The organism is Candidatus Palauibacter scopulicola (genome assembly GCF_947581915.1).
GTDB lineage: Bacteria > Gemmatimonadota > Gemmatimonadetes > Palauibacterales > Palauibacteraceae > Palauibacter > Palauibacter scopulicola.
In genome coordinates this window covers 127,124-150,768 of sequence record NZ_CANPWG010000014.1, presented here as the reverse complement: position 1 = coordinate 150,768, position 23,645 = coordinate 127,124, and the positions used below count along the sequence as shown (strand labels likewise).

The window sequence follows — 23,645 nt, the reverse complement described above, 5'->3', positions numbered from 1 at the left end:
GTAAGTAGTTACAAGATTTCCGGCCGGGATTCAGCTCCCATGTGATCCGCTGGACGTGCGGCGGCACTCGCTGGACCGCTTCGGGGAGGCCGCGATCCGCGCCGGGCGGCCGATCGTGACGGTCGAGGAGGCGCTGGTCCCGCTGTACATGCACCACCGCTACCAGGTGGACGCGGCCGCCTCGCTGCTCGGGGGGCTGGAGTACGTCTACGCCTTCCGCGGGGACGGGCGGACGCCGGTGCAGCGCGTCGCCGGCGGGGCGCAGCGGGCGGCGCTGGGCGCGCTGGCCCGGACGATGCGGCCGGCGGAGCTGGAGATTCCGGCGGGCGTACTTGAACTGCTGCCGCCCCGGCCACCGGGGTTCGGGCGCCACCGGGAGATGTTCCCCCGCTACACGGGGCCGGCCTTCGATGCCGTCACGCCCGCCGTGGTGGCGGCGGACCACACCGTGTCGCGCGTCCTCGAACCATCGCGGGCCGCGCGGCTCGTGCAGCAGCACGCGCTCGACCCGAGCCTGCCGGGCCTGAAGGAGGTGCTGACGACGCTGGTCGACGCCGTGCGCCCGGAGCCGAACGAGACGCCGTACCGGACAGAGCTCCGCCTGGCCGCGTTCCGCGTGGTCGTGGACCGGATCATGGCGCTCGCGGACCAGGCATCCATGCCGCACGTGCGCGCCATCGCGACGCGAAGCCTGACGGACATGCGGGCCGAGATGGCCGCGAACCCGCCGCCGGAGCGGGACGCCGCCTTCGCCGCGCTGGTCGACCGCGACATCGAGCGCTTCCTCGAGAAGCCCTCGGCGCCCTACGAGATGCCGGGGACGCCGAACGCCCCGCCGGGCGCGCCGATCGGGGAGCCCGCGCTGGACTGGTTGGCGCGCGACGCCTGGACCGCCGCCGGCCCCGCCGGCTGGGCAGCCCAGTGGCTCGGGACTGCGCCCGCCTGTTCGGCCGACCGGGAGAACTTCTGACTGGAACGTTCCCGCGGGAACGCCGACCGCGGGTCAGCGCGGGTTCTGGATCGCCTGGATCGCCTCCAGAACCTGCTGCTGATTCGCTCGCATATCCGCGCGGAGGTCGCTGACCGCTCCGGTCACGTCCGAACGAAGCCCGACGATTTGCGATGTCATGTCGGAGCGGAGGCCGCGAATCTCATCGCGAACTTCGCCGATCCCCGCGGTGAGCCGCTGATCGACTCGTTCTATCCGGGCCTCCACGTGCTTCAGATCGTTGTCCCGCAGCTGGTCAATCGCCGATTTCATGTCCGAGCGGACGCCGTCGATCGCCGATTTCATGTCCGAGCGGACGCCGTCGATCGCCGACTTCATGTCCGAGCGGACGCCGTCGATCGCCGACTTCATGTCTGAGCGGACGCTACGGATCTCCACCTTCATATCGGAGCGCACGCCGCCGATCTCGGCCTTCACGTCGGAGCGGATGCCGCCGATCTCGGCCTTCGTATCCGCACGTACGCCGGCGATCGCCGCCACCATGTCCGTCCGGACCGCACGCATCATCCGCCAGAGCACGAGAACGACGGTGGCGCCGGTGCCCACCACGGAGACGAGCGTGAGGACGGTGTCGCTCATCGTCGCGTTGGAGTCGGTTGAGTCAAACCTCACCTCCCTGGTTCAAGCTAGTGTGTTTGGGCCAGTTATCGGAAATGGCACCTGAGTCGGCTCTATGCCGTTCACGCCTCTGGAACTCAGGATACGGCGTGGTATGAACAGGCCATCAACCGGGGGGGACGTTCCCGCGGGAACGCGGTGAGGCTCAGCTGTAGCCGATTGCGAGGGCGATGACGAGTGCGATGGCGCCGAGCGCCATCAGCATGAGATAGCGCGGGATGACGAAGCGCAGCCACGACTCGTAGCGGACGCCGCTCGCGGCGAGGATCGCCATCAGCGCGCCGTTGGTGGGCGTGATCAGTTCGCAAAGCCCCGCCCCGTACTGGTAGGCGAGGATCGTGATCTGCCGCGAGAGCCCGAGCAGGTCCGAGAGCGGTACGAGGACCGGCAGCGTCAGCACGGCCTGCCCGCTCACGCTGGGCACGGCGAAGTGCAGCACGCCCTGCGCGGCCGACATGCCGATGGCCGAGAGCGCGAGCGGCAGGTCCGCGAGCGGGATGAACAGCCCGCGTACGATCGTGTCGATGATGCGGCCGTCCACCATGACCACGTAGATCGCGTGCGCGAAGCCGATGAGGAGCGCCGCGTACCCCATCGACCGGAACCCCTCCGCGTAGGCCCGCGCCGTCCCCGTGACGCCGAGCCGCCCGATGATCCCCACCACGACGCCCATGATGAAGAAGAGCGCCGACATCTGGTCGAAGTCCCACTTGAGCCAGACCAGCCCCCACACGAGGATGCCGAAAGTGGCGACGACGATGCCGAAGATGGTCCCGTCCCTCCATCCGAACGCGCCATCCGGTTCCGAGGCGTCCGCATCCTCCGGGGTCACGCGGGTGCGGGCCGCGTAGCGCATCGTCCACCAGATCCAGAGGCCGAGGGCGATGGCGAGGAACACGATCCGGTAAAGGCTGCCGGAGAGCGGCGGTACCTCCGCCACCTGCTGGGCGATCAGGACCTGAAACGGGTTGATGGGACTGAAGGCCGACCCCACGAAGGCGGAGCCGGCGCTGACCGCCACCCCCACCATCGGAGAGTAGCCGAGCCGCTTGGTGAGCAGCATGAGCGCCGGCACGAGGGGGATGATCTCCTCCTGCATGTTCTCGGTCACGCCACCCGCCGCGAAGGCGAGACAGACGACGGGGATCGCGAGGATCTCGCGGCCCTCGAGTCCCCGAACGAGCCCGGTCACGCCGCGCCGGAGCGCCCCCGTCGCATCGAACACGGCGAACGCCCCGCCGATGAGAAAAATCAGGAACACGACATCGGCGCGGTCCGCCATCCCCCGCGGGATCGCGACGATCGCCTCGAAGGCGCCGATCCGGTTGGTTTCCACCTCGTGGAAGGTCCCGGGCACCACCACGCTGCGCCCCGTCACCGGATCGTCCCGTCGCTCGTACTCCCCCGCCGGCAGCACGTACGACAGCGCCGCGGCCGCCAGGATCGCGACCGTGAGCAGCGTCAGCGGATGCGGAAACCGCAACTTCCGGAGCTGGGTCCTCACGCGCTTCCCCGTGCCTGTCGGGTGGACCTGCCGTCCCTTACCAGCGGCATGCCTCAGCAGTGATTGCGGTGCCGCTCGTACTCTGCAGGCGCAGGCGAACCACGAAGCTGACATCGAGGGCGTCGCGGGCGATCCCGTGGATCACCCCACCCGCCCCGAGATCGATCGGGGCCACCTCCTCGCCTCCAAACCGTGGGGCTGCGATTCGCGTCGAAGAGGAGACCTCGCCCCGGTAGCGGCCGCAGTTGTCGAACAGATCCCAAACGGGGCTCTCGTCCGGATCCTCTCGGTGCCGCAGCGCCCACAGCCAGCCCTCCGGCGACACTTCCAGGCTGGCGATCAGAGGCTCAAACTCCGAATCATCTGAATCGTCCGGCGGAGGCGACGGCGGGTTGCCAAGCTCCAGCGTGCGGACGGTGTCCCCCGCGAACGTGACCTCGTGGAAGCGATGGGCAGCCCGGTTCGCCGCCCAGACCGTTTCACCGTGCGTGAACGCCCACACCCGCCGCGGAATGGAGACTTTGATCGTTCCGCCGATCGTAATGTTGCCATCGCCGCTCGCTTGAGTCTGCGTCGTACTCGTGGAAACGCGGCTGTCGAGCAGAACGGAATCCCGTGGAAGAACCGGGTTGGGATGCTCGGGCGAAATGGGCACGCGCACGCCGTACGTGCGGCTGCGCGAGACCGTCTCGTCCCCGGACGTCGTGCGGTCGGTAACCCGCACCTGCTGATAGATGAAGCCCGACCCGTCGGCGGCGGCGATCGTGCCGCGACGCAGGCCATCCCGCATCGCGGTTCCGCTGATCGGCGTCCCGGGGCCGAAGGGTGCGCCGACTCTGGTGAGTTCGTTCCCCAGCGAATCGAAACTCAACTGCTGATAGCGGTCGGCGACCCAGAGCCGGTTCGGGGGCTGCCAGACGATTCGGTACTCGGCGGAGAAGCCGGAGTAGCGAAACTCGCCGGGTCCCTCCCCGTCGCGCGCCATGCTCCGCAGGTGCCGGCCCTCGCGGTCGAAGACGCGGACTTCCTTCGAACCGTAATCCAGCACGTAGATGTTGCCCCGCTCGTCCACGGCGACGTCGTGCACGTTCCCGAAGACCTCCGGCCCGGCGCCGTCGACCTCGCCGAGCCGGAGTTCCTCGACGAGGCGCCACTCGTCAGGCCCGCCGCCGCGCCCCGGTGCCGGGTTCCCCACGAGGATGCGCCCGCCCTCGAGGGTATCGACGGTCACCTCCTGCCGGGGTTGCGGCGGCACAGGGTGCGGCGACCCTGCTCCCTGCGCAGGCCCGGGCGTCAGGCCGAGCGCGAGGCCGATCGCGAGGGCGGCCCCCGCCGGACCGGAGGCCCGAAGAAGCGCCCCGGGAAACAACCGTCGGCCTCTATCCACGCGAGCTGCCGCGATCGACGGAGCTGCCACGCCCGCCGGAACCGCCGCCGCGCTCGTTGGAGACGCCGCCTTCCTCGGAGACGGGCTTGCCGATGAGTTCGAGGCCGAGGTCACGGCCCTTCACGACGGCCGGGACGCCTTCCTCCATCCAGCGCGGGGCCGGGGCGTCGATCAGGTAGTGGTCGAAGAACTGCTGCATGCGGATCGCCCAGTCCTCCTGATTGGCCTGACGCCCGAGCCCGTGTCCCTCGCCGTTGTAGTTCAGCATGAACACCGGCAGCTCCAGCCGGCGCATGGCGACGAACATCTCGATCCCCTGGTACCACGGCACCGCGCCGTCCTCGTCGTTGTGGAGCATGAGGAGAGGCGTGCGGATCTTGTCGGCGAAGAAGACGGGCGAGTTGTGGATGTAGCGGTCGCGCTCGTCCCACAGCGTTCCGCCGATCCGGCTCTGCGTGCGCTCGTACTGGAACATGCGGCTCATCCCGCTCTGCCAGCGGATGCCGCCGTACGCGCTCGTCATGTTCGAGACTGGCGCGCCGGCCTCCGCGGCGGCGAAGACGTTCGTCTTCGTGATCATGTAGGCGATCTGGTAGCCCCCCCACGAGTGGCCCTGCACGCCAACCCGGTCCGGATCGATGAACCCCTGCGCGATGAGCGCCTGCACGCCGGGCACGACGGCGTCGAGCGCGCTCTCGCCCGGGTAGCCGATCTCGTACGGGATGTCGGGGACGAACACGACGTATCCGCGGCTCGCGTAGAAGGAGAAGCGGACCGAGGCCCGGTTCGGCAGGGGCGGCTGGTAGCTGTGCAGCCCGTCGGACATGCGCTCGTAGAAGTAGACCATGAGCGGATACTGCTGCGAGGGGTCGAAGCCGTCCGGCTTGATCAGGATGCCGTCGAGCGGCGTGCGGTCGTTCGACATCCAGTGGACGAGTTCGGCGCTCCCCCAGCGGTACTCCACCTGCTGCGGGTTCGCGTCGCTCACCTTGCGCGCGTTGCCGAAGTCGGCGTCGCCGACCCACAGGTCCGGGAATTCGACGAACGTCTGGCGCGTCCACACGTAGCGCTCGGCGTCCTCGGCCTTCGTCGGCGCCGCGTAGCGCACGTCGTCCATGACCAGTTCCTCGACCCGGCCCGCCGCGTCCGTCCGGCCGCGCGCGAACCCGGACGCCTTCGTGCCCATGTCGAACACCGAGAAGAGGACCTCGCCCTCCTCGATGCCCTCGCCCGCGCCGCCGCCGCCGAAGCCGAACCCGAAGAAGTTGCCGCCTCCGCCCTCGGCCACGCGCTGCACGCGGTAGCGGAGGTCGACCTCCCTTCCCTCCGTGAGACGCACGGCGGGCTCATCGCCGCCCGGGTCGACGCGCCACACGTCGTTGCGGTCGTACACGAGCATGGCGGCGTCCTCCTCGATCCACGTCGCGCCGCCGTAGGGGGGCGGTCCCTGCGGGTGGTCGTCGAGTTCGTTGTAGAAGGCGACCGGCAGACTTCCGGTCAGGCTGCGCGCGGGTCCGGAGCCGTCCATCGGCGCGGCCTTCCAGTCACGGTCCGACTCGTCCCACCAGTACGCGTACGTCCCGTCCGGCGAGAGGCTGGCGCCCCCGAAGCCGCGCACGGCCTCCACGATCGTGCGGCGTTCGCCGGTCAGCACGTCCACCGCGTAGGCGTCCTCGTAGCGGCCGTCCCACGAGACCTTCTGGCGGTGCGGCATGTCGCTCGTGGCCAGCACGTAGTCGCTCATGCCGCTCTCGGGGCGCGACACGTCGGGGATGCTCGCGGTGCCCAGCTGCACGACGGCGTCCCGGCCCTCGTGCGCCACCGCCAGGTACGACCGGTTGCGTTCGCGGTTCGCCTGCACGAGCTGCATCGGTTGCAGGTAGGGGTCGCGCCAGTTCCAGATGTCGAGCGTCACGCGGTCCGCGTCGAGGATCTCCTCGTCGGGCTCGGGCTCGGGACGCGGCGCGGTGCCGAAGTAGAGGCGGTCCCCATCCTCACTGAAGGAGACGGACCCGTTCTCGCTGATCCACCAGCCGGCGGGCACGCCGGCCGTCTCGTGGTCCGCCACCTTCTCCGCCGCCCCGCCGTCGGACCGGTAGAGCGCGAAGGACGGCTGATCCAGCTCCCATTCGTCCACGTTGCTCAGGAAGGCGAGGCGTTCGCCCGATTCGTCAAAGGCCACCTGCTCGTAGTGGCCCTCTCCGGCGAGCACCTCCACGCTCTCGCCGCTCGCCGGATCCACGAGATGGAGCCCGTCCCCGCCCTCGTCCTCGGTCGAGGTCACGTACGCGAGCCCGTTCCCCGCGTCCGCGACCGTGTAGGAGACGACGTCGGCGAAGCTGTGCTCTTCGCCCGTGTCGAGATTCAGGAGCACGAGCGGCGTCCCATCTTCCTTCTCGTGCCGCTTCTCGTACTCCGCGGAGCGCTCCTCTTCCTCCTCTTCTCCCTCTTCCTCTGCTTCCTCGGCCTCCTCCTCAGCCTCGGCCTCTCCCTCCTCCTCCTCTTCCTCGGGATTCTCCGACAGGAGGTACGCGACGAAGGCGCCCCCATCCGGCGGGACCCGGAAGGAATCGATCGGGCCTGCGCGCCGGACTCCGCCGTCATCTCCGGCGCCGTCCGCGAACGCTTCGGCCAGGTTCACGACGGCGAGCGAGTCGCCGGGCAGGTCGTCCCCGCGCTTCCCTTCCAGGCGAAGCGAATCCACCACCGCCTTCACCGGCGGCACGCGGAAGGCGAGGTGCCGCGAGTCCCGCGTAAAGGAGGGCGAGCGACCCCGAAAGCGGCGTTCCGCCGAGCCGTCGCTGCGCAGGATCACGAGCGTGGGGTCGCCATCCCAGGGCGTCAGGATGTAGGCAAGCCAGGCGCCGTCCGCCGAGATCGTGCGGCCGCCGATGGAGTTCCAGCGGTACGTGTCGTCGTGATCCAGCCCCGGCTTGACCTGTTGGGCGGCCAGCGCGGCGGGCGCGAGGAGAAAGGCGACCGCGAGTACGAACCGGCGGCGGAGACGGACGTGAGGACGGGATGAATCAGAGACCGGACGCATCCGACGCTCCTGTTTCGGAAGTTTCGTGAGTTCTCGGAGTTTCATGAGTTCAACGCTTGAAGTAGACGGGTTCGGTCGGCAGCGCGTCGACATCGACGATCCTGCCGGCGGCCATGACGACCGACTGTTTCCGGATATTCGCGATATCGGCGAGCGGGTCGGCGTCGAGGACGAGGAGGTCGGCGAGCTTGCCGGTTTCGATGGTGCCGAACTCGTCGAGCGCGCCCGCCGCGATGGCGCCGTTGCGGGTGGCGGCGACGATCGCCTCGCCCGGCGTCATCCCCAGTTCGACGAGACCCTCGATGGCGAGGATCGTCCCGATGCCGGGCTCCTGCCAGATGGGCTTGGGCGCACGTCCGTATTCCGGCGCCACGCCCGCATAGTTGTCCGTGCCGAGGGTGGTGACGCACCCGCCGTCGATCAGCTTCCGCGCGTTCAGGCGGCGCATCTCCGTCCCGTATCCCAGCGCCCGCTGCTCGCGGCGAATCTGGTAGCTCGTCTTCTCCCGCTCCACGGGACGCCGCAGCCGCCCCCACTCGCGCGCCTGCGCCCCCTCCGCTTCGCGGGCCAGGCGTTCCTCGGCCGCCGCCCGGTTCGCCAGGTGGTTCTCCCAGGCGGGGCCGGTGATCGTGTTCACGATCATCGAGCACACGATGCCGCGGTCCACGATCTGCTGGACGAGGGCATCGGATATCTCGCGGCTCGCGAGCACCTCCGGGTGCTGGATGAGGTCGATCCCCGCCTCGACGGAGAGCCGCAGTCCCTCGGGACTCGTGGAGTGGGTCTCCGCGATCAGACCCCGGGCGTGCGTCTCCTCGACGATCACGCGCTGGGCCTCCGGCGAGAACCCGATCAGCGTGGGGAACGCCCAGTGGCTCGTCCCCCCGTACTTGAGGAAGTCCACGCCCTTGTCGAGGTACTCCCGGATCCTCACCCGCAGTTCCTCGGGGTAGAGGTCCATCAGGTCCTCGCCCGCGCCCTGGGCGATGTGATCGGAGAACTGTTCCTCGTAGAGCGAGAGGTCGTCCTCGGGGATGAGGGCGAAGGTGATCGAATAGGGCCCGCCCCAGCCGACGATGTTGCCGGCGACCTGGAGCCGCGGCCCGATGGCCTCGCCGGAGGCGATGGCGTCGCGCACCTGCTGGAGTTCGGGGAGTGCGCCGTAGCTGTCGCGGAGGTGGGTCACGCCGAACTTGAGGTGCATCTGCGCGGCCTCGAGCGTGAGTTCGGGTCCCATCAGCCGGTAAAAGACGGAACTCTCCTTCCGGTCCTTGTTGCCCCCGCCGTACAGAGAGATGTGTACGTTCGTGTCGACGAAGCCGGGCGTGACGAACTTGCCGGCGCCGTCGATCACGCGCGCGCCATCCGGCACCTCGACTTCCGCGCGCGGACCGGCGGCGGCGATGCGGTCCTCTTCCACGACGATGGTGACATCGGCGAGGGGGGGGCCGCCGTTCCCGTCGATGAGGGTCGCGCCGATGATCGCGGTGGCCTGGCCCAGCAGCGGTCCGCCGCTCGGGACGAGGACGGCGAGGGAGGCCAGCGCAGCGGCGACGGGGAGAGCGCGGCGGGTGGCGCGGAACATGCGGAAACCTCCTCGTTTCGGCAGAGCTTGGGTAAATTGACACTAACAGCTTGCTCGGCTCGCGAGTAGCCGCCCGCTGCAGCGGGGAAGTCGGCGGTTGGCAGGGTGGGACGGTGCGCGTTAGGCTGTCGCGTCCCGCTCATCCCGGACTCCGCCGGGGGCATGAGGCGGTGCTTCGATGGGCGGGCGACGACGACCGATGACGGACGACTGACTACAGGCGAGAGATAATGGCGACGATCACCACAAGATTCCCCCTCAGACACGTCGAGCGCACACGGCTCGAATCCGTCGACTTCGACAACCTGCCCTTCGGCTCGATCTGGTCGGACCACATGTTCGTGGCCGACAACATCGACGGCGAGTGGACGGATGCGGAGATCTGCCCCTACGGCCCGATGCCGATCTACCCGAGTTCGAAGGGGCTCCAGTACGCCGTGTCCATGTTCGAGGGGTTCAAGGCGCACATGACTCCCGGGGGCGACCTCGCGGTCTTCCGGCCGGACATGAACCAGAAGCGGTTCAACCGCACGGCGACCCGGTTCGTGATGCCGGAACTTCCGAGGGACCTGTTCTTCGACGCGATGCGGGAGCTGCTCGACGTGGACCGCGGCTGGCTGCCCACCGCGGAGCAGGGCGCGCTCTACATCCGCCCCAGCTACTTCAGCACGGATCCGACGCTCAGCGTCGTGTCGGGCCGCTCCTTCCGGTTCGTCCTGATGACGGCGCCCGTCGGGCTCTACTTCACCGGGTCGGAGACGGTCAGCCTCGTGACCACGCGCAAGTTCGTGCGGGCCTTCCCCGGCGGTACCGGCGGCCACAAGCCCGCGGCCAACTACGGACCGACGCTGCTCGCCTCCCAGCAGGCGCAGGCGCAGGGATACGACAACGTGATCTGGCTCGACGGCCACGAGGGCCGGTACGTCGAGGAGTGCGGGGTCATGAACATGTGGTTCGTCATCGACGGGACCGCGATCACGCCCCCGCTCGAGGGGACGATCCTGCCGGGCGTCACGCGCGACTCCCTGATCCGGCTGTGCGCCGACTTCGGGATCCCGTGCGAGGAGCGCCGCATCTCGGTGGACGAACTCCTGGAGGCGCACGCCGCCGGCACGCTGGACGAAGCGTTCGGCTCGGGCACGGCCGCCACGGTCCAGCCCATCGACCGCCTCGGCCTCGACGGGACGGACGTTCTGCTTCCGCAGCGGCCCGACTCCCTCGCGGCGCGGCTCAAGGCGGAACTCCACGGGATACAGACCGGGCGGATCGAAGACCGCCACGGATGGCTGTGGCGACCGTAGCAGTCCTGGAGGAGGTGTCGTAAGCGTGTCTTCGGATCCCCCGTTCAAGGCCACGCTCGGGATCAGGCCCGCGTCCCGCACGGACTTCATCGACGTGCGCGCGCGGCTGGCCGAGGAGTTCGGAGCCGAGTTCGCCCGGTATCCGAAGGCGCTCTACATCTCCCACCACACGACGGCGGGGTACCTGGACCAGCGGCTGGCGCAGCGGCTCGGCTTCGACCGGAAGAGGCTGCGGGAGTACATCAAGGTCTTCCACGAGATCTTCCCGCCCAACGCCGGATACGAGCACGATGAACTCGAGCTGCGTACCGAACTGTCCGAGGAGCAGAAGGCGACGGAGCCGGAGAACGCGGACTCGCACCTGACCTTCATCGGCGCCGGACTCCAGAGCGCCGCCTCGTACGACAACGAAGAGAGCCGGCCGGTCTGGTTCGTGGATCTCGATGGCGTCCACAGGGGCGGGACCCGCAGCCGGCGGACGACCGTCGTGGGATACGGTTCGGAGGAAGTCGTGGCCCAGACGCAGTTGAGCGTCGAGGCCTCGCCCCGGGCCATCGATGCCATCGACCTCCGGGAACCCGGGGCCGGTTTCGTGGATCGGCTCCAAGATCTGGTCGACGAACACGGGGTCTCGTTCGGGCGGCTCGATGTCTCGCTCGCGCCGCGGGAAACCAACGCCAGCCTGACGGTCAACGAGTTCGAGCCTCTGTTGATGACGCGCGACCTGCGCGGCGCGCTTCTCAGTCCCCTGCGCTTCATGGCCGATCAGGGGAAGGAGATCCTGCGGACGCCGCTGTCGCTTCCGGGCAAGGCGCTACGGCTGCCGGGCAAGGCGCTGCGGCTGTCGGGGAAGGCGCTCAACGTCGCCAGGATGGGCACGACCGTGCTGCGAACCTCTCCCGGACCCGTCATCGACACCGCCACGGTGGAGGCCGTGCACATCATGAATCGGGTCCTGGAACGGATCGGCGTGGACGAATCCGTGATCGCGCGCGTGCTGAACCGGGCGCTCGCGCTTCCGGTGCGCCGCTTCCAGGGTCTGAGGCGGGAGATCAGCCTGCCCGTGATCGACCGCGACGGGGACGGAAACGGCGAGATCCCGTGGGGAACCTACCAGAGCCCCATCCTCATCCAGTGGAGGGCCCCGACGGAAGCGACCCGCGACCTCGACGTGAAGCTCGTCCGCTTCGCCTAGCGGGCGGAGTCAGACGAGCGAGCGGCCCTGGGAGCCGTCGACGGCGATGCAGGCTCCGGTGATCAGGCTGGCGCGCTCGGAGGCCAGGAACGTCACGACGTCCGCCACTTCGTCGGCCCGCCCGAACCGTCCGAGCGGCAGGTTCGCGTCCACGAACTTCCGCATCCCCTCCGGGTCCGACTTGACGCGCTTGTCCCAACTCCCGCCGGGGAACTGGATGGAGCCGGGCGCGACGCAGTTCACGCGGATGCCGTCCTGGGCGAGTTCCAGCGCCATGATCCCGGCCGCCGAGATGAGCGCCGTCTTCGTCGTGTTGTAGATGGACAGCCCCGGCCCGCCCTTCTCGCGCCCGAAGACGGACGACACGAAGACGATCGACCCGCCGCCCGCCGCCCGCATGTGGGGGATCGCCAGCCGGCTGGCCCGGAAGCCCGACAGGACGTTGAGCTGAAGGATGTCCAGCCAGTCCTGGTCGCTCGTCTCCTCAAACTTCCCGCGCCGGTTGCCCCCAACGTTGTTCACGAGCACGTCCAGCGCCCCGTAGCGGTCGACCGCCGCCTCGACGAGCTGCGCGGCACCACCTTCCTCGGCGATGTCACAGGCCACCGTGAGCACGTCCGCGACACCGTCCGCCCGGAGCGACTCGGCCGCTTCTTCAAGCGGCTCCCGGTTGCGCGCGCACAGCGCCAGCCGCGCGCCCTCCGCCCCCAGCGCCCGCGCGATGTAGAGGCCGATCCCCCGACTCCCGCCGGTGACGACCGCAACTTTCCCCTTCAGCTTCAAATCCATGCGCGAGACTCTACCGGCCGTCCGCACCGCTCGCCACCCCCCTCTGCGCAAGCCACGCGCTTGCCGAAGCTCTTGGCACTAAGCAGGATTCCGTGCCCATGGCCGACCGACCGCACCGTATCGGTTGCGAGAAGTAGGGCGCGACGAACGTAGTACGCCACGAATGTCGTGTCTTCGTAACTCCCACTTCAAGCCAGAGCGACGAGACCGTTTCCGATCAAACGTCCGCAGGCGCCCCAACGATTGATGACTGCCTTCGACTGCTAACTCGAATACCTGTGCCAAGGGGACAGATCCAGTTGTATCGGGCGCTGCTTTCGGCAGGCCCCAAAGGCGCTACGACACAGGAACTTGTGTCCAGCATGGGCCGTCGTGACGCGAAGGATCTGACCGGGGTACTGGGAGCGCTGGGGCACCGAATCAACGGCACGCCCGGGTACGGGGCGGCCCGTAGTCCCGGCATTCCGATGATCCTGCAGATCGACGAGGCCAATAGCGGATGGCGATATCGCCTTAAGCCGGTAATGCGCGAGGCCTTAGAGTTGCACGCCCCGTCGTGGCTCCCGAGCGGGGCGAATTCGAGGGTCACGCGGCTAGTTGCCCTCGTTCGCTCGCGGTTTCCGGGATGGAACGGATTTGAAGATCCGCGCTTCAACGGAGGCCAACTCGACGAGGTCGGTTACAAGCTAACTACCCGGGAGAAGGCTTTGGATGTTCTGTCTGAGGAGACTCTGGCCAGACTCCTCGACGTCGGTGATGCCGATGGCTTCATCGATCGGCTCGTAGCGGTCGGTAGCGACAACAATCTTCTCTGGCAGCCGAAGGCTCAGATCGGCGACTTGAGGTTGCTCCACCATGATGACTTGGATCGGTCCGCCTTCTGCAACGCGTTCTTCGACCTCCTTTACGGAGATGGAGACACTCCGACCCGCCTCGGTCGCTATGTGAATTGGGTGTCGTCGCAGGATCTCGATTCAGTGAATCGCTGGACACTTCCAACGTATTTTCTCTTTTTCCTCGACGCTGATAACGAGATGTTCGTAAAGCCTACGGCCACCAAGAACTTTTTGAAGCTCGGCGGATGGGACATCCGGTTTGGCGCCAAGCCAACCGGAGATGACTACGCCCGCATCCGCGACGCCTACCGCGAGCTGCGCGAAGCATTGGCCAAGTATAGCCCCCGCCACATGATCGACCTGCAGAGCTTCGGATGGGTGGCCCAAGAGGAGGCGGAGAGACAGCGAAAGGCACGTCAGAAGGCGAAGGCCGAGGGGTTCGTACTCCAGCCGCGCGTAGAAGAGAGAATCAGGGAGTTTGAGCGGACGACCGACGCGGCGAAGCTCATCGATCAGGCGAACCGCATCGGACAAGCGAGACGCGGTTTCGCCGAGATCTTCGGGAACGCCACGAAGCTCCGGTTGCTATCCGCGGAGACCTTCTTCGATTTCTTCAACGAGGTAGACGCGCACGGCGGTTCCAACGGGGTATTCTCGCTCAACGTCCCGTTCTCGAGGGATCCCGACACGCAGACCTATCAGCAACTTCAAGAGGACTTGCCGACTCTGAGGGAAGCGTTCACGCGGCTGCTCCACGGTGGTGGAACCCCGGCGGAGAGCATCGACGCCATGTGGGCCATCGGAAGTGGTGTCAAGAACTACGTTGCGGAGGGTCTAACCGTAGCGAGTGCACTGCTCTTCATTCAGGATCCGGGGAGGGCATCGGGCGTGCTACCGATGGCGAGGAAGGAGGAGAAGCTTCGCGCGATCCGATGCATACCCGAGCTGCCGGAGACCGCAACGCTTGGCGAACGCTTCGAGGCTTTCGAACAGGCGTTGCTAGAGATGCCGGAAAGGTACGGCCGGAAGTGGACGCCCGAGGTGCGCAAGGAATTCTACTTCAGCAAGCTGAATGTGCCCGAGAAGAACGGCGTAGACGACGCGAGCGCCCGCCCTCCGGTACGGAGCTTTGACGGTCTGATCGAGAAGCTCCGCCAGGAAGGCCTCCATTTCTCGACAGAGGTCGTCGCCAACTATGTGACAGCCTTGCAAGCAAAGCGATTCGTCATCCTGACGGGAATTTCCGGCACTGGAAAAACGCGCATCGCGAGGACGATAGCGCGGCACTTTCGGCGGTCCGCGGCTGAGGTCCCCGACGAAGCGAAAGAAATCAGGGTAGTGGCAACGAACACCGATCATGGTGTCATCGAACTCCCGAGGGACATTGCATCGAACCTTCGACTCCCACCGACGAAGCCGGACCTGGCTACTGCGAGGGGACGGATTCGAGTGTCGTACCCGGAATGCGATACGACGCTGTCTTTCCGGGCTCCGCAGCCGGGACGTGTGAGACTTCACCTTTCGGGGTCGTTCAGGAAGTGGTTCGCGGAACACCTGAAGCCGGCGGACTTCTATTGGTTGCGAGTGCTCGACGACGATGGGGGAGACTACCACCGGCTCGAAATTGGGCTCCCGGGGATGAGGCCGGACAAGAAACGGAGCGCAAGCTACACGGTCGTGCCGGTGCGGCCGGACTGGGTGGATAACCGGGGGTTGCTGGGGTACTTGAACCCGGTCACCGGCGCCTACTCCATGACGCCGTTCCTCTCGCTTCTTCTCGAGGCTCGAGAGGAGGAGACGAGGGCCGGCAAGGAAAGGCGTGACCCGCAACCCTTCTTCGTCGTGCTGGATGAGATGAACCTCGCCCGCGTGGAGCATTATTTCTCCGACTTCCTTTCAGCTCTTGAATCGGACGAGCCGATCCCGCTCCACGGTGACGAGGCGATAGAGGACGGTTCGGCGGAGTCGGGCGTTCCCGTGCCGAGACAGCTCCGGGTGCCGAAGAACGTCTTCTTCACCGGCACGGTGAACGTGGACGAGACGACGTACATGTTCAGCCCCAAGGTGCTGGACCGGGCGTTCACGATCGAGTTCGACCGCGTGGACCTCCGCGGCTATACGAGGGGGAGTGGTTCCGACCAGGCGGAGGGACTCAAACTGGACGGGTCCGCTCGCGTCCTCGGTGAACGCTACCGGAAACCGGGACGGGAAGACTGGCTGACGTTTGTCGAACGGGACGACGGGTTGCACGAGACGCTGCTCGAACTCCACGAGATCCTCGAGGGGGAGCACCGCCACTTCGGATACCGGGTGGCGAACGAGATCGCCCGCTTCGTCAATCTGGCGAACGAGCAGTCGTCCGACCCGAAGGCAGCCGAGCACGCATTCGATCTCGCGCTGCTTCAGAAGGTGCTGCCGAAGTTCCACGGCACGCAGCAAGAATTGGAACCGATCCTGCGGCGGCTGTTCCGGTTCGCGGTGCAGGGCAGGGATGTGGCGCAAGGAGACGCCAAGCATCTCAAACTCGACAACTGGAAGGTGGAGAACGGTCGCCTCGTGTCGGCCTCCGACGATCCGTCCGCACCCGAGGGTGGCGACGTCAACCACCCGACCTATCCGCGAACCGCAGCCAAGACCTGGCGGATGCTGCGGCGGTTGAATCAGCGCGGCTTCACGTCCTTCATCGAGTGATCGCGTTCGACGCGTGATCGCCCCCGGCGAGAGTTTCGAGACGGGAGTCGCGGCATCGGGGTCGGCAGCCACCGGCGAGACTCCAAGCATCACGGCGTATGGTGCTGGCGACCGGCCTCCACGTGAGGACGGGCGGTGGCGGCTGCAGAGCGAGCGGCGCTGGGCGGTCGAAGGCACTCGGGCGGATCTGGAGGCGATCAAGGCGGTTCTTCCATCGGCCTCATGCGAGTGGGCCGGGAGCGTGCTCGTCCTCAACCTCGTCAACTCGGTGGGCGTGCTGGACCTACCCGGGTTGGGCCAGATCGAGTTGTACACCGGGAAGCTGGGAGAGGCGGCGTTCGAGGCGCTGCTCGCTGATCTGACCCGTCTCGCCACGAGTCTTCCCTTCGCGGCCGGCGACCCTGGCTCATCTCCCTACACGAGCGGACCGCCCCCGCCCGATGAGGTGCTCTACCACGCCTTCGTCTATCTGCGTCACATCCTCCTCTCCGAGCGGGCCGAGTCCGACGAGCGGCTGATTCCGGCGCTTGAGCTGATCCAGCGGGCACCGCACCGGCGCTGGCGCACGGAGCGGCGAGAAGTCCGGATCGACGCGCTCACGCGCGTGGACTCGCGCACGTTGCTCGACCTGGTGACGCGCACCGGAGCGGAGATACACGCCCCCACGCTCTCCCCCGCAGCGGCGCAACTCGCCGAGCGACTGGGGGGACGGCTTCCGGAAGAGGTGTCGGAGCGGCGGATCCGTCCCACCATCGACACGCCGGAGAACCGGTTCGTGAAGGGGTTCATCGGGCAGGCGCAGGGCGTCATCGGCCGCGTCCGGTCGAGGGTCGTGGACGGGCGGAGGGCTTTCGAGCGCACCCTCCTCGCCGATTGCGACCGTATGGACGCGCGGTTGATGCCGGTCGTGCGCCACTCGATGTGGGGAGAGGTGGGCGCCATGACCGCGATCCCCTTCTCCTCGACCGTCCTCCAGCGGCGGCGGGGCTACCGGCACGTGCTGCGGCACTTCGCCAAGATCCGGCTCGCGCCCCGTATCCCTCTGGACGGGGAGCAACTGCGCAATCTCTTGGAACTCAAGGATATCGCCCACCTGTACGAGCTGTGGACGTACTACCGGCTTGCCGAGCTTATTTCGGGCCTCATCGGACCGCCCGCGAAGCGTGCGGCGACGTCACCCGGCGATTTTGGCGTCGCCCTGAGGTGGGGCCAAACGTTCTCATGGACCGGGGGGGTTCGGTTGGAGTACAACCCCTCCTTCTCCCGTTCCCGGAAGCCGCCGCGCGACTCCTATTCGATGCCGCTACGGCCGGACATCGCGCTGTATGTGCCCACGGGTCCCAACGCCGGTCTTCACCTGCTCGACGCGAAGTTCACGGTCCGGACGCTGAGCGACGCGGGTCTCGATGCATCGGACGAGGGGGAAGCGGACACGAAGGCGGGCGAACGGAAGGGGGACTTCCAGCGCGGCGACCTGTACAAAATGCACACGTACCGGGACGCGATCCACGACGCGCGCTCGGTCTGGATCCTGTATCCCGGCTCCGAGTTCCGCTTCTTCGAGGCTCCTCAATGTTCCGGAGGGCGGGAGGGCGGCGGCGTGTCGGGGTCGGCGGCGGTGGCCGCCGGACCGAGGCAACTTCCGGACTCAATACAGGGCGTGGGCGCCATCCCGTTCGCGCCAAGGGTCGACGATACATCCGGCGCGGACATTCACGGCGCTGCGGCAGCGACGGTCGAGAGCTTGTTGGGTCGGCCCGCCGATACGGCCCTCCGTGGGTTCGGCGCACCCGAAGCCGACTCCTCGGCCACTCTCGCGTAGCAGCCGAACGATCAGTCGGTGCTCCCGCCGGGGTCCATTCGCCACGGGTCGCGCGCCGTGAGTTCGGGGAAGAGCGCGAAGTCGCGGTCTCGGGTGAGGAGGATGTCGGTGCCGTGGGCGAGGCAAATGGCGGCAACGCGCGCATCGTGGACGAGCGGTCCGCGGACTCGGGGTCGCGTGACCAAGCGCTGCAAGAGATCGAGGAACTCCTCCGTCTCCGTTTCTGCAAGCAGACGGCACGAGGGGGACTCGGCCCACGCGCGAAGCTGGGCCCAGGCGCGGTCGGGCGGGCTTGCCGCCTCATGCCAGATGCGGCGGTTTGTGACGATGCCCATGAACTCGTAGCAGCAGGGCCAGGGAATGGCCCACGCGCCGTCGCGCTCGGCCAGCGCCCCCACCAACGCCTTCGCCGACTCATGCAGGGGCGACTCCCGCCGGTGCGCGTAGACGAGGATGTTGGTATCGACCGCGATCACGGAACGTCCGGGTGCTCGTAGACCCTGCCGGACTCGTAGATCATCTCCGACAGATCCTGCCACGAGTACGCGGCGAGCGGATCCTCGCCCGAGGGGTCCCCGTAGCTCAAGTCCGGGAGGCGGTACTCGTCCGGCGCCGCCTCGACCGACAGGACACGCCGGAGGCCCTCCTCGACCACGGACCGCAGGGAACGGCCGTTATGCTTGGCGAAACGCTTGGCCCGCAGCAGCAACTCGTCGTGGATATCGACCGTCGTCTTCATGTTCCCATACTACCCATATCAGGCAATATGGTCCAGCAATACCGTGCCCCATGGCGTATCGGACGAAATCTCGCCGACCGGTCAGGCCGGATCCGTGCCGGTGTCCGGCAGCGGAACACCCAACACGCTGCCCTCCAGCCTTGCCACCGCTATGCGCGTCTTGGCCAGTTCGGCGGCGACCGCGTCGATTCGGCCGCCGAGTTCGGCGCGCACACCCCTGATTTCGCCTCGAAGATCGTCGCGCCCGGTCGCCATCTCGCCGCGCACACCCTTGATCTCGTCGCGAAGCTCGTCGCGAAGCTCGTCGCGAAGACCCTTGATGTCGCCCCGAAGCTCGTCCCGGGCGCTCTTGATCTCGTCTCCGAGCTTCCCCGTGAGCCTGAACAACGCCACGCCTATGCCGACGATGGCCGCGAATATGGTGACGAGTCCGATGATCACGTCCAGCCCCATCTGTGACGACTCCCGTTGGAGGTTCCGTGCGGCACGCGGCCCACCGGGCCGAAGCCTCGACCACCACGAACCTCCAGCTGTCGATCAACGTGCGATCAAGCGGCAGGCGTTTTCAAGCCAAGCGTCAGGGGACGAACATGACGGGGTTTGTGGGGAGGGCGTTGACGTCGATCACCTTTCCTTCCTTCATCACCATCGATTGGCGGCGGATGTTGCGGATGTCGTCCAGGGGGTTGGCGTCCAGGAGGACGAGATCCGCGAACTTGCCGACCTCGATCGTGCCGAAGTCTTCGAGGGCGCGGGCGGCGAGGGCGCCGTTGCGGGTGCCGGCCACGATGGCTTCGGACGAAGTCATTCCGAGTTCGACGAGGCGTGCGAGCGGACCAAGGCGTATCAACGTCGGCAGAAGGTGAAGAAGCAACCAGCGGGCGTCCGGCTCCGGCCCTTCGGCGGCTGGAGCCGGGCGGACCCGTGATCGCGCCGGGACGTTCGCCGGCGTTGGACCGGCGCAAGCTCTGGAGCTAGACTGCTCGCCAACCGCGCTTTGCATCGTCAAACACAACTGCGGGGATGCTGAGGAAATGCACCGAAGGACAGATCTCCCGACCGCGGTCGTGACCGCCGTCGCGCTACTTGTAGTGTCCTGCGACACGGCGGATCGTGGAACACCATCCAGTCAGCGGGACCAGCCGGCGGCCGGTGCCGAAAGCGTCCGCCAACCCACCCCGTCGCGCGTCGCTGAGACCGGTCGTCTACTTCGTGCTGAAGCCTTCGGGAGCGATTGGCCATTGACGGTGGATTCGGGGACGGTTGCTTGCCCGGGTCCCGGTAGTGCAGTGACGTTCACCACGCCGGACGGCCGGACCTATGCGCTGAACGGACGCGCCATGGGGATGAACCGTTGGCCTCCTGCGCGGGAGATCACGCGACATCTCTCCCTCGGGCTGCGGTACGAGACAGTTGGTCGCCTGTCCACGTCAGAGCGAAGAGCAGTGTTCAAGGCGCTGGTCGATTGCCAAGACGCTGGTCATGACGAGGACTATTGCGAGGACTCAACGGCGCAGTCTCACAACGTTACTGCCCAGGAGCTGCAGAACATCTCGAATGAGGGTGTGGAGAACAGTTGGCCGCCTTTGGGGCCGCCGCTGATCATGCCGACGAGCAACATCATTCAGATCGGCCTCCAGTTCTGTAGGTAGGCGTGTCGGATGGGGGCACCGTGGAGTACCGGGGCAGGCCGGGATTGCCTGACCCGATGTGGAGTACATGCAGAGTACACGACGGGGATCAATATCTCGAAGATTCTGCATGGCATGAGTTTAGATGCGGTCGATCACCGGAGAACTGCTCCTCCCAGAGGGACAGGTCCGAGTCGGCGATCAGGGAGAACGTGACGGACGCGTTCTCCTTCCGGTGTTTCCCGAAACCGGCGCCGTACAGGCTCGTGTGGACGTTCGTGTCCACGAAGCCGGGCGTGAGAAACTTCCCCGCCCCGTCGATCACACGCGCGCCATCGGGGGCGGTCGAAGCGCTCGGCCCCACGGCAGCGATGCGGGCGCCCTCCACCACAACGGTGGCATCCGGCAGTGGCTCGCCCCCGTTCCCGTCGATGACCGTAGCCACACAATCGCGGTCGTTTCTTGAGCGGGCAGGCTCGGCGGAGCCAGCCACGTCGCTGTGACAGTCGCGACGGCCAGGGTCAGCGCTTGTCGAGGCAGCATCGGAACGTCCTCCCTTACGAGGCGACGGCCTTCTCCCGGAAGCGGTCATACCTCTTCGCAAGAGAACTAAGGTCGGGGTAATCCGAGGACTTTGGGGGGAGAATGATCGGTCGACCGTGTAGTTCCTGAATTGCATGCCGCAGGGTTGGGCCATCGCGCTCGTCGAGCACGTCGGGTCGGACCTCGATGATATGGAGCGGCCGCGAGCCAACTCCTGACTGCGGGCGGGTGTCTGGGCGCACTCCGAGGAAGAATCGGTCGAACGCAGCATGGTGGAGTCGGCACAGCGCCAACCCGTTGTTCACCGTCGGCTCGCCGCCTTGAGCGTCAGGATCGATGTGCGCGGCGTCGAGCAACTCGTCGCGTCGGAGGCGGCAAAGGGCGCACTGATGGCGGTAGGCTGCGAGCACTCGCTCACGAAACGCGCGCTGATGCAGACGGCGCCGCGTGAGCACGGTCACATACTCGCGGCGCAAGGCGGGGTCTTCTCGGACACGCTCCGGTGACCCGACGAGATTCGTGTGGACCACATCATCAACGGCCACCGAGAACGTGCTGGACCGACGCTCGTCGTGAACCACGAATACGGGCCATACAGGCATGTACTTTCCGGGAATCAGACCATGGAAATACACCAGAGGTAGATGGTACGACATGACCGACCGCAGCCCGACGTTGTCGGGATGGTCGGGACCGTCTCGGCGGTACTGGTATCGGAGGAGGTTGTCCGAACCGAAGACGTCGTGATACGGCCCCTTGGGAGCTGTTGTAATCGAGAGTGGCACGTCCATCACGGCAGGCTTGAAGATGCCCTTTGGGCCGATCACATGCACTTGACGCCCACCAACGGTGAACCCTTCGCGCAGCAGAGCCAGAGGCAGCACCTCCCCGTGAATCGAGCATTGGCTCGCAAGCCAATCGAAGGCTGCTGTCCGCACGCGCCGGTCGAATTCGCGGTCGAATCCCGCAGCGCCAGCTAGCGTCGAAGGGTCCCCATAGTTCATGCGGCAGATTAGAGACGTGTCTTGGAACACGTCAAACCCGGTGACCCATCGAGCAGGTGGCGCACGGCGCACACGCACGGGAGGTGCGGGAAGGCGACTCTCGGGTGCAGGTTGGGGGCGGACGCGGAACTGCTTCTGCGAGGTGCCGATGAAATACGCTCTGTCGCTGCTGCTGGTCTCATCGTTCGCGTTGGGTTCGACTCTCGACGGGTTTCGCCTGGCTCTTGGGGCGGGCGGGGTCGGGCCGGAGCCGTCGTCGGGACGGGCGGCGATGGACACGTACCCGAAGAACCCGGCCATCGATGCGCTCAACTACGCGTTTGCGCTCACGCTGAGCGACGAGACGGACATGATCTCGGGCGAGGCGACGATCGATCTCCGTTTCCTGGAAGCGGGCATCGACGAGGTGCGGCTGGACCTGATCGAGCTGAAGGCCGATGGCAACGGCATGCGGGTTCTGGCCGTCACCGGGGCCGACGGGGCGCTGGAGTTCGAGCACCGGGAGGACGCGCTCTTCATCGCGCTCGCCAGTCCCACGGAGGCGGGCGAGCGCCGGCAGGTCACGGTCGCGTACGAGGGCGTTCCGGCCACCGGTCTCATCATCGGGCCCAACAAGCACGGGGACCGGACCTTCTTCAGCGACAACTGGCCCAACAAGGCGCGGAACTGGCTGCCGACGATCGATCATCCGTACGACAAGGCGACGAGCGAACTCATCGTCACGGCGCCGGCCCACTACCAGGTCATCTCCAACGGCCTCCTCATCGAGGAGAGCGATCTCCTGGACGGCAAGCGCCGCTCGCACTGGAAGCAGTCCGTCCCGATCGCGACCTGGCTGTACGCGCTCGGCGTGGCGCGCTTCGCCGTGCAAACGGTGGATTACTACGACGGGATACCGATCCAGACGTGGGTCTACCCGCAGGATCGCGACCCCGGCTTCCACGACTTCGCGGTGCCGACGAAGCAGGCGATGGAGTTCTACGCCGACATGGTCGGCCCGTACTCGTACGAGAAGCTGGCGAACGTGCAGTCCAACAGTGTCGGAGGCGGCATGGAGGCGGCCACCGCCATCTTCTACGGCGACGCCTCGGTCACCGGCGAACGGGACGTGCGCTGGCGGAACGTGATCATCCACGAGGTGGCGCATCAGTGGTTCGGGAATTCCGTCACCGAATACGACTGGGACGACGTCTGGCTGAGCGAAGGCTTCGCCACGTACTTCACGCTGCTCTTCATCGAACATCAGTACGGGCGTGACGAGTTCATCGAGCGGTTGAAGGTGAGCCGCGACCGGATCCGGGACTTCATGTTGGTGAATCCGGACTACCGAATCGTCCACGACAACCTCTCGGACATGGGCCTGGTCACGAGCGGGCCGGGGACATACCAGAAGGGCTCGTGGGTGCTGCACATGCTGCGCGGGGTCGTCGGGGAGGACGCGTTCTGGGCCGGGATCCAGGCGTACTACCGGGAGTTCCGAAACCTGAACGCGACGACGGCGGATTTCCGGCGGGCGATGGAGGAGGCGTCGGGCCTCGATCTGCGGACGTTCTTCGACCAGTGGCTCTACCGCGGCGGGTGGATGGAGTTCGAGGGCGGCTGGAGCTACGACGCGGCGGCGGGGACGATTCACGTCGACATCCGGCAGACGCAGGACGAACGCTACACCTTCCGCATGCCGGCGGAGATCGCGATCCACCTTCCCCCGGATGGCCTGATCGAGGGCGGAGTGCACGGGGGCGTTCGAGCGCCTCGAGTTGAGGTGATCGATGTGGATGGACGGCAGGGTCGCTTCACGATCCCCGTTCCGGCGGAGCCGCTCGACGTCGTCTTCGACCCGAACACGTGGCTGCTCATGGACGCGGTCTTCGAGCGCCGGTAGCGCAGCATAACGGGCGGCCACCCTGTTGTTACAAGGCGCGTGGTCGCGGCGGCGCGCTTGCCCGGA

Annotated in this window: 19 protein-coding genes; 7 read left to right on the top strand and 12 right to left on the bottom strand. The window is 67.0% G+C overall.

The features are described 5' to 3' along the window. The first annotated feature begins 55 nt into the window (after positions 1–55). A complete protein-coding gene (locus RN743_RS03505) occupies positions 56–970 on the top strand; it encodes a zinc-dependent metalloprotease (RefSeq protein ID WP_310776318.1) in 915 nt (304 codons plus the stop codon). Between the two features lie 33 nt (positions 971–1,003). Here the strand turns inward: RN743_RS03505 and RN743_RS03500 are convergent, their stop codons facing one another. From RN743_RS03500 to RN743_RS03480, 5 genes are all read right to left on the bottom strand, one after another. Continuing rightward, positions 1,004–1,558, bottom strand: a complete 555-nt coding sequence (locus tag RN743_RS03500) for a hypothetical protein (protein ID WP_310776316.1) — start codon at positions 1,556–1,558, stop codon at positions 1,004–1,006. Between the two features lie 214 nt (positions 1,559–1,772). Next, positions 1,773–3,131 (bottom strand): hypothetical protein, encoded by a 1,359-nt coding sequence (locus tag RN743_RS03495; protein WP_310776314.1) that lies wholly within the window; start codon positions 3,129–3,131, stop codon positions 1,773–1,775. Between the two features lie 37 nt (positions 3,132–3,168). Continuing rightward, positions 3,169–4,500, bottom strand: coding sequence for a hypothetical protein (locus RN743_RS03490; RefSeq protein ID WP_310776312.1), 1,332 nt, complete (start codon positions 4,498–4,500; stop codon positions 3,169–3,171). A gap of 10 nt (positions 4,501–4,510) precedes the next feature. Continuing rightward, positions 4,511–7,561 carry a prolyl oligopeptidase family serine peptidase gene (locus tag RN743_RS03485; protein WP_310776310.1) on the bottom strand — a complete coding sequence of 1,017 codons (3,051 nt, stop codon included), beginning with the start codon at positions 7,559–7,561 and terminating at the stop codon, positions 4,511–4,513. Positions 7,562–7,610: 49 nt separating this feature from the next. Next, the gene (locus RN743_RS03480) at positions 7,611–9,146 is read right to left on the bottom strand and encodes an amidohydrolase family protein (protein ID WP_310776307.1); all 1,536 of its coding nucleotides are present in this window, start codon (positions 9,144–9,146) and stop codon (positions 7,611–7,613) included. 230 nt (positions 9,147–9,376) lie between these two features. Here RN743_RS03480 and RN743_RS03475 point away from each other — a divergent pair, with 230 nt between their 5' ends. Then, positions 9,377–10,447 (top strand): branched-chain amino acid aminotransferase, encoded by a 1,071-nt coding sequence (locus tag RN743_RS03475; RefSeq protein ID WP_310776305.1) that lies wholly within the window; start codon positions 9,377–9,379, stop codon positions 10,445–10,447. A 25-nt stretch (positions 10,448–10,472) separates the two neighbouring features. Further along, complete coding sequence (locus tag RN743_RS03470) at positions 10,473–11,642, top strand: hypothetical protein (protein ID WP_310776303.1); 1,170 nt, start codon at positions 10,473–10,475, stop codon at positions 11,640–11,642. 9 nt (positions 11,643–11,651) lie between these two features. On the opposite strand, the gene RN743_RS03465 is transcribed toward RN743_RS03470, so the two are convergent. After that, positions 11,652–12,431: an SDR family NAD(P)-dependent oxidoreductase gene (locus RN743_RS03465; RefSeq protein ID WP_310776301.1), complete on the bottom strand. Its 780-nt coding sequence runs from the start codon at positions 12,429–12,431 to the stop codon at positions 11,652–11,654. 467 nt (positions 12,432–12,898) lie between these two features. On the opposite strand from RN743_RS03465, the gene RN743_RS03460 reads away from it, so the two are divergent. Together RN743_RS03460 and RN743_RS03455 are read left to right on the top strand one after the other, a co-directional pair. Continuing rightward, complete coding sequence (locus RN743_RS03460) at positions 12,899–15,958, top strand: hypothetical protein (protein WP_310776299.1); 3,060 nt, start codon at positions 12,899–12,901, stop codon at positions 15,956–15,958. Positions 15,959–15,971: 13 nt separating this feature from the next. Further along, complete coding sequence (locus RN743_RS03455) at positions 15,972–17,780, top strand: DUF2357 domain-containing protein (protein WP_310776297.1); 1,809 nt, start codon at positions 15,972–15,974, stop codon at positions 17,778–17,780. Between the two features lie 11 nt (positions 17,781–17,791). On the opposite strand, the gene RN743_RS03450 is transcribed toward RN743_RS03455, so the two are convergent. The 4 genes from RN743_RS03450 to RN743_RS15965 all read right to left on the bottom strand — a co-directional run bounded on the left by RN743_RS03450 (position 17,792) and on the right by RN743_RS15965 (position 19,327). Continuing rightward, entirely contained in the window at positions 17,792–18,256 is a 465-nt protein-coding gene (locus tag RN743_RS03450; RefSeq protein WP_310776295.1) for a TA system VapC family ribonuclease toxin, read from the bottom strand. Then, the gene (locus RN743_RS03445; protein ID WP_310776293.1) at positions 18,253–18,519 is read right to left on the bottom strand and encodes a hypothetical protein; all 267 of its coding nucleotides are present in this window, start codon (positions 18,517–18,519) and stop codon (positions 18,253–18,255) included. The genes RN743_RS03450 and RN743_RS03445 overlap by 4 nt, the downstream gene beginning before the upstream one ends. An 81-nt stretch (positions 18,520–18,600) precedes the next feature. After that, positions 18,601–18,972, bottom strand: a complete 372-nt coding sequence (locus tag RN743_RS03440) for a hypothetical protein (RefSeq protein ID WP_310776291.1) — start codon at positions 18,970–18,972, stop codon at positions 18,601–18,603. Positions 18,973–19,096: 124 nt separating this feature from the next. After that, positions 19,097–19,327, bottom strand: a complete 231-nt coding sequence (locus RN743_RS15965; protein ID WP_343218979.1) for an amidohydrolase family protein — start codon at positions 19,325–19,327, stop codon at positions 19,097–19,099. Positions 19,328–19,808: 481 nt separating this feature from the next. Here RN743_RS15965 and RN743_RS03430 point away from each other — a divergent pair, with 481 nt between their 5' ends. Beyond that, positions 19,809–20,171 carry a hypothetical protein gene (locus tag RN743_RS03430; protein WP_310776290.1) on the top strand — a complete coding sequence of 121 codons (363 nt, stop codon included), beginning with the start codon at positions 19,809–19,811 and terminating at the stop codon, positions 20,169–20,171. Positions 20,172–20,259: 88 nt separating this feature from the next. Here RN743_RS03430 and RN743_RS03425 read toward each other — a convergent pair whose 3' ends face one another. Together RN743_RS03425 and RN743_RS03420 are read right to left on the bottom strand one after the other, a co-directional pair. Continuing rightward, entirely contained in the window at positions 20,260–20,595 is a 336-nt protein-coding gene (locus RN743_RS03425) for a hypothetical protein (protein ID WP_310776289.1), read from the bottom strand. A 112-nt stretch (positions 20,596–20,707) separates the two neighbouring features. Next, positions 20,708–21,697: an HNH endonuclease gene (locus RN743_RS03420; protein WP_310776287.1), complete on the bottom strand. Its 990-nt coding sequence runs from the start codon at positions 21,695–21,697 to the stop codon at positions 20,708–20,710. 148 nt (positions 21,698–21,845) lie between these two features. Here RN743_RS03420 and RN743_RS03415 point away from each other — a divergent pair, with 148 nt between their 5' ends. Continuing rightward, the gene (locus RN743_RS03415) at positions 21,846–23,579 is read left to right on the top strand and encodes a M1 family metallopeptidase (protein WP_310776284.1); all 1,734 of its coding nucleotides are present in this window, start codon (positions 21,846–21,848) and stop codon (positions 23,577–23,579) included. Positions 23,580–23,645 lie beyond the last annotated feature (66 nt).

What these genes read in the sequence shown, in the direction of transcription:
- RN743_RS03415 (WP_310776284.1), top strand. Translation starts at nt 21,846, where the DNA reads ATGAAATACGCTCTGTCGCTGCTGCTGGTCTCATCGTTCGCGTTGGGT.
- RN743_RS03460 (WP_310776299.1), top strand. Translation starts at nt 12,899, where the DNA reads ATGATCCTGCAGATCGACGAGGCCAATAGCGGATGGCGATATCGCCTT.
- RN743_RS03440 (WP_310776291.1), bottom strand. Translation starts at nt 18,972, where the DNA reads ATGGGGCTGGACGTGATCATCGGACTCGTCACCATATTCGCGGCCATC.
- RN743_RS15965 (WP_343218979.1), bottom strand. Translation starts at nt 19,327, where the DNA reads ATGACTTCGTCCGAAGCCATCGTGGCCGGCACCCGCAACGGCGCCCTC.
- RN743_RS03485 (WP_310776310.1), bottom strand. Translation starts at nt 7,561, where the DNA reads ATGCGTCCGGTCTCTGATTCATCCCGTCCTCACGTCCGTCTCCGCCGC.
- RN743_RS03445 (WP_310776293.1), bottom strand. Translation starts at nt 18,519, where the DNA reads ATGAAGACGACGGTCGATATCCACGACGAGTTGCTGCTGCGGGCCAAG.
- RN743_RS03475 (WP_310776305.1), top strand. Translation starts at nt 9,377, where the DNA reads ATGGCGACGATCACCACAAGATTCCCCCTCAGACACGTCGAGCGCACA.
- RN743_RS03420 (WP_310776287.1), bottom strand. Translation starts at nt 21,697, where the DNA reads ATGAACTATGGGGACCCTTCGACGCTAGCTGGCGCTGCGGGATTCGAC.
- RN743_RS03480 (WP_310776307.1), bottom strand. Translation starts at nt 9,146, where the DNA reads ATGTTCCGCGCCACCCGCCGCGCTCTCCCCGTCGCCGCTGCGCTGGCC.
- RN743_RS03465 (WP_310776301.1), bottom strand. Translation starts at nt 12,431, where the DNA reads ATGGATTTGAAGCTGAAGGGGAAAGTTGCGGTCGTCACCGGCGGGAGT.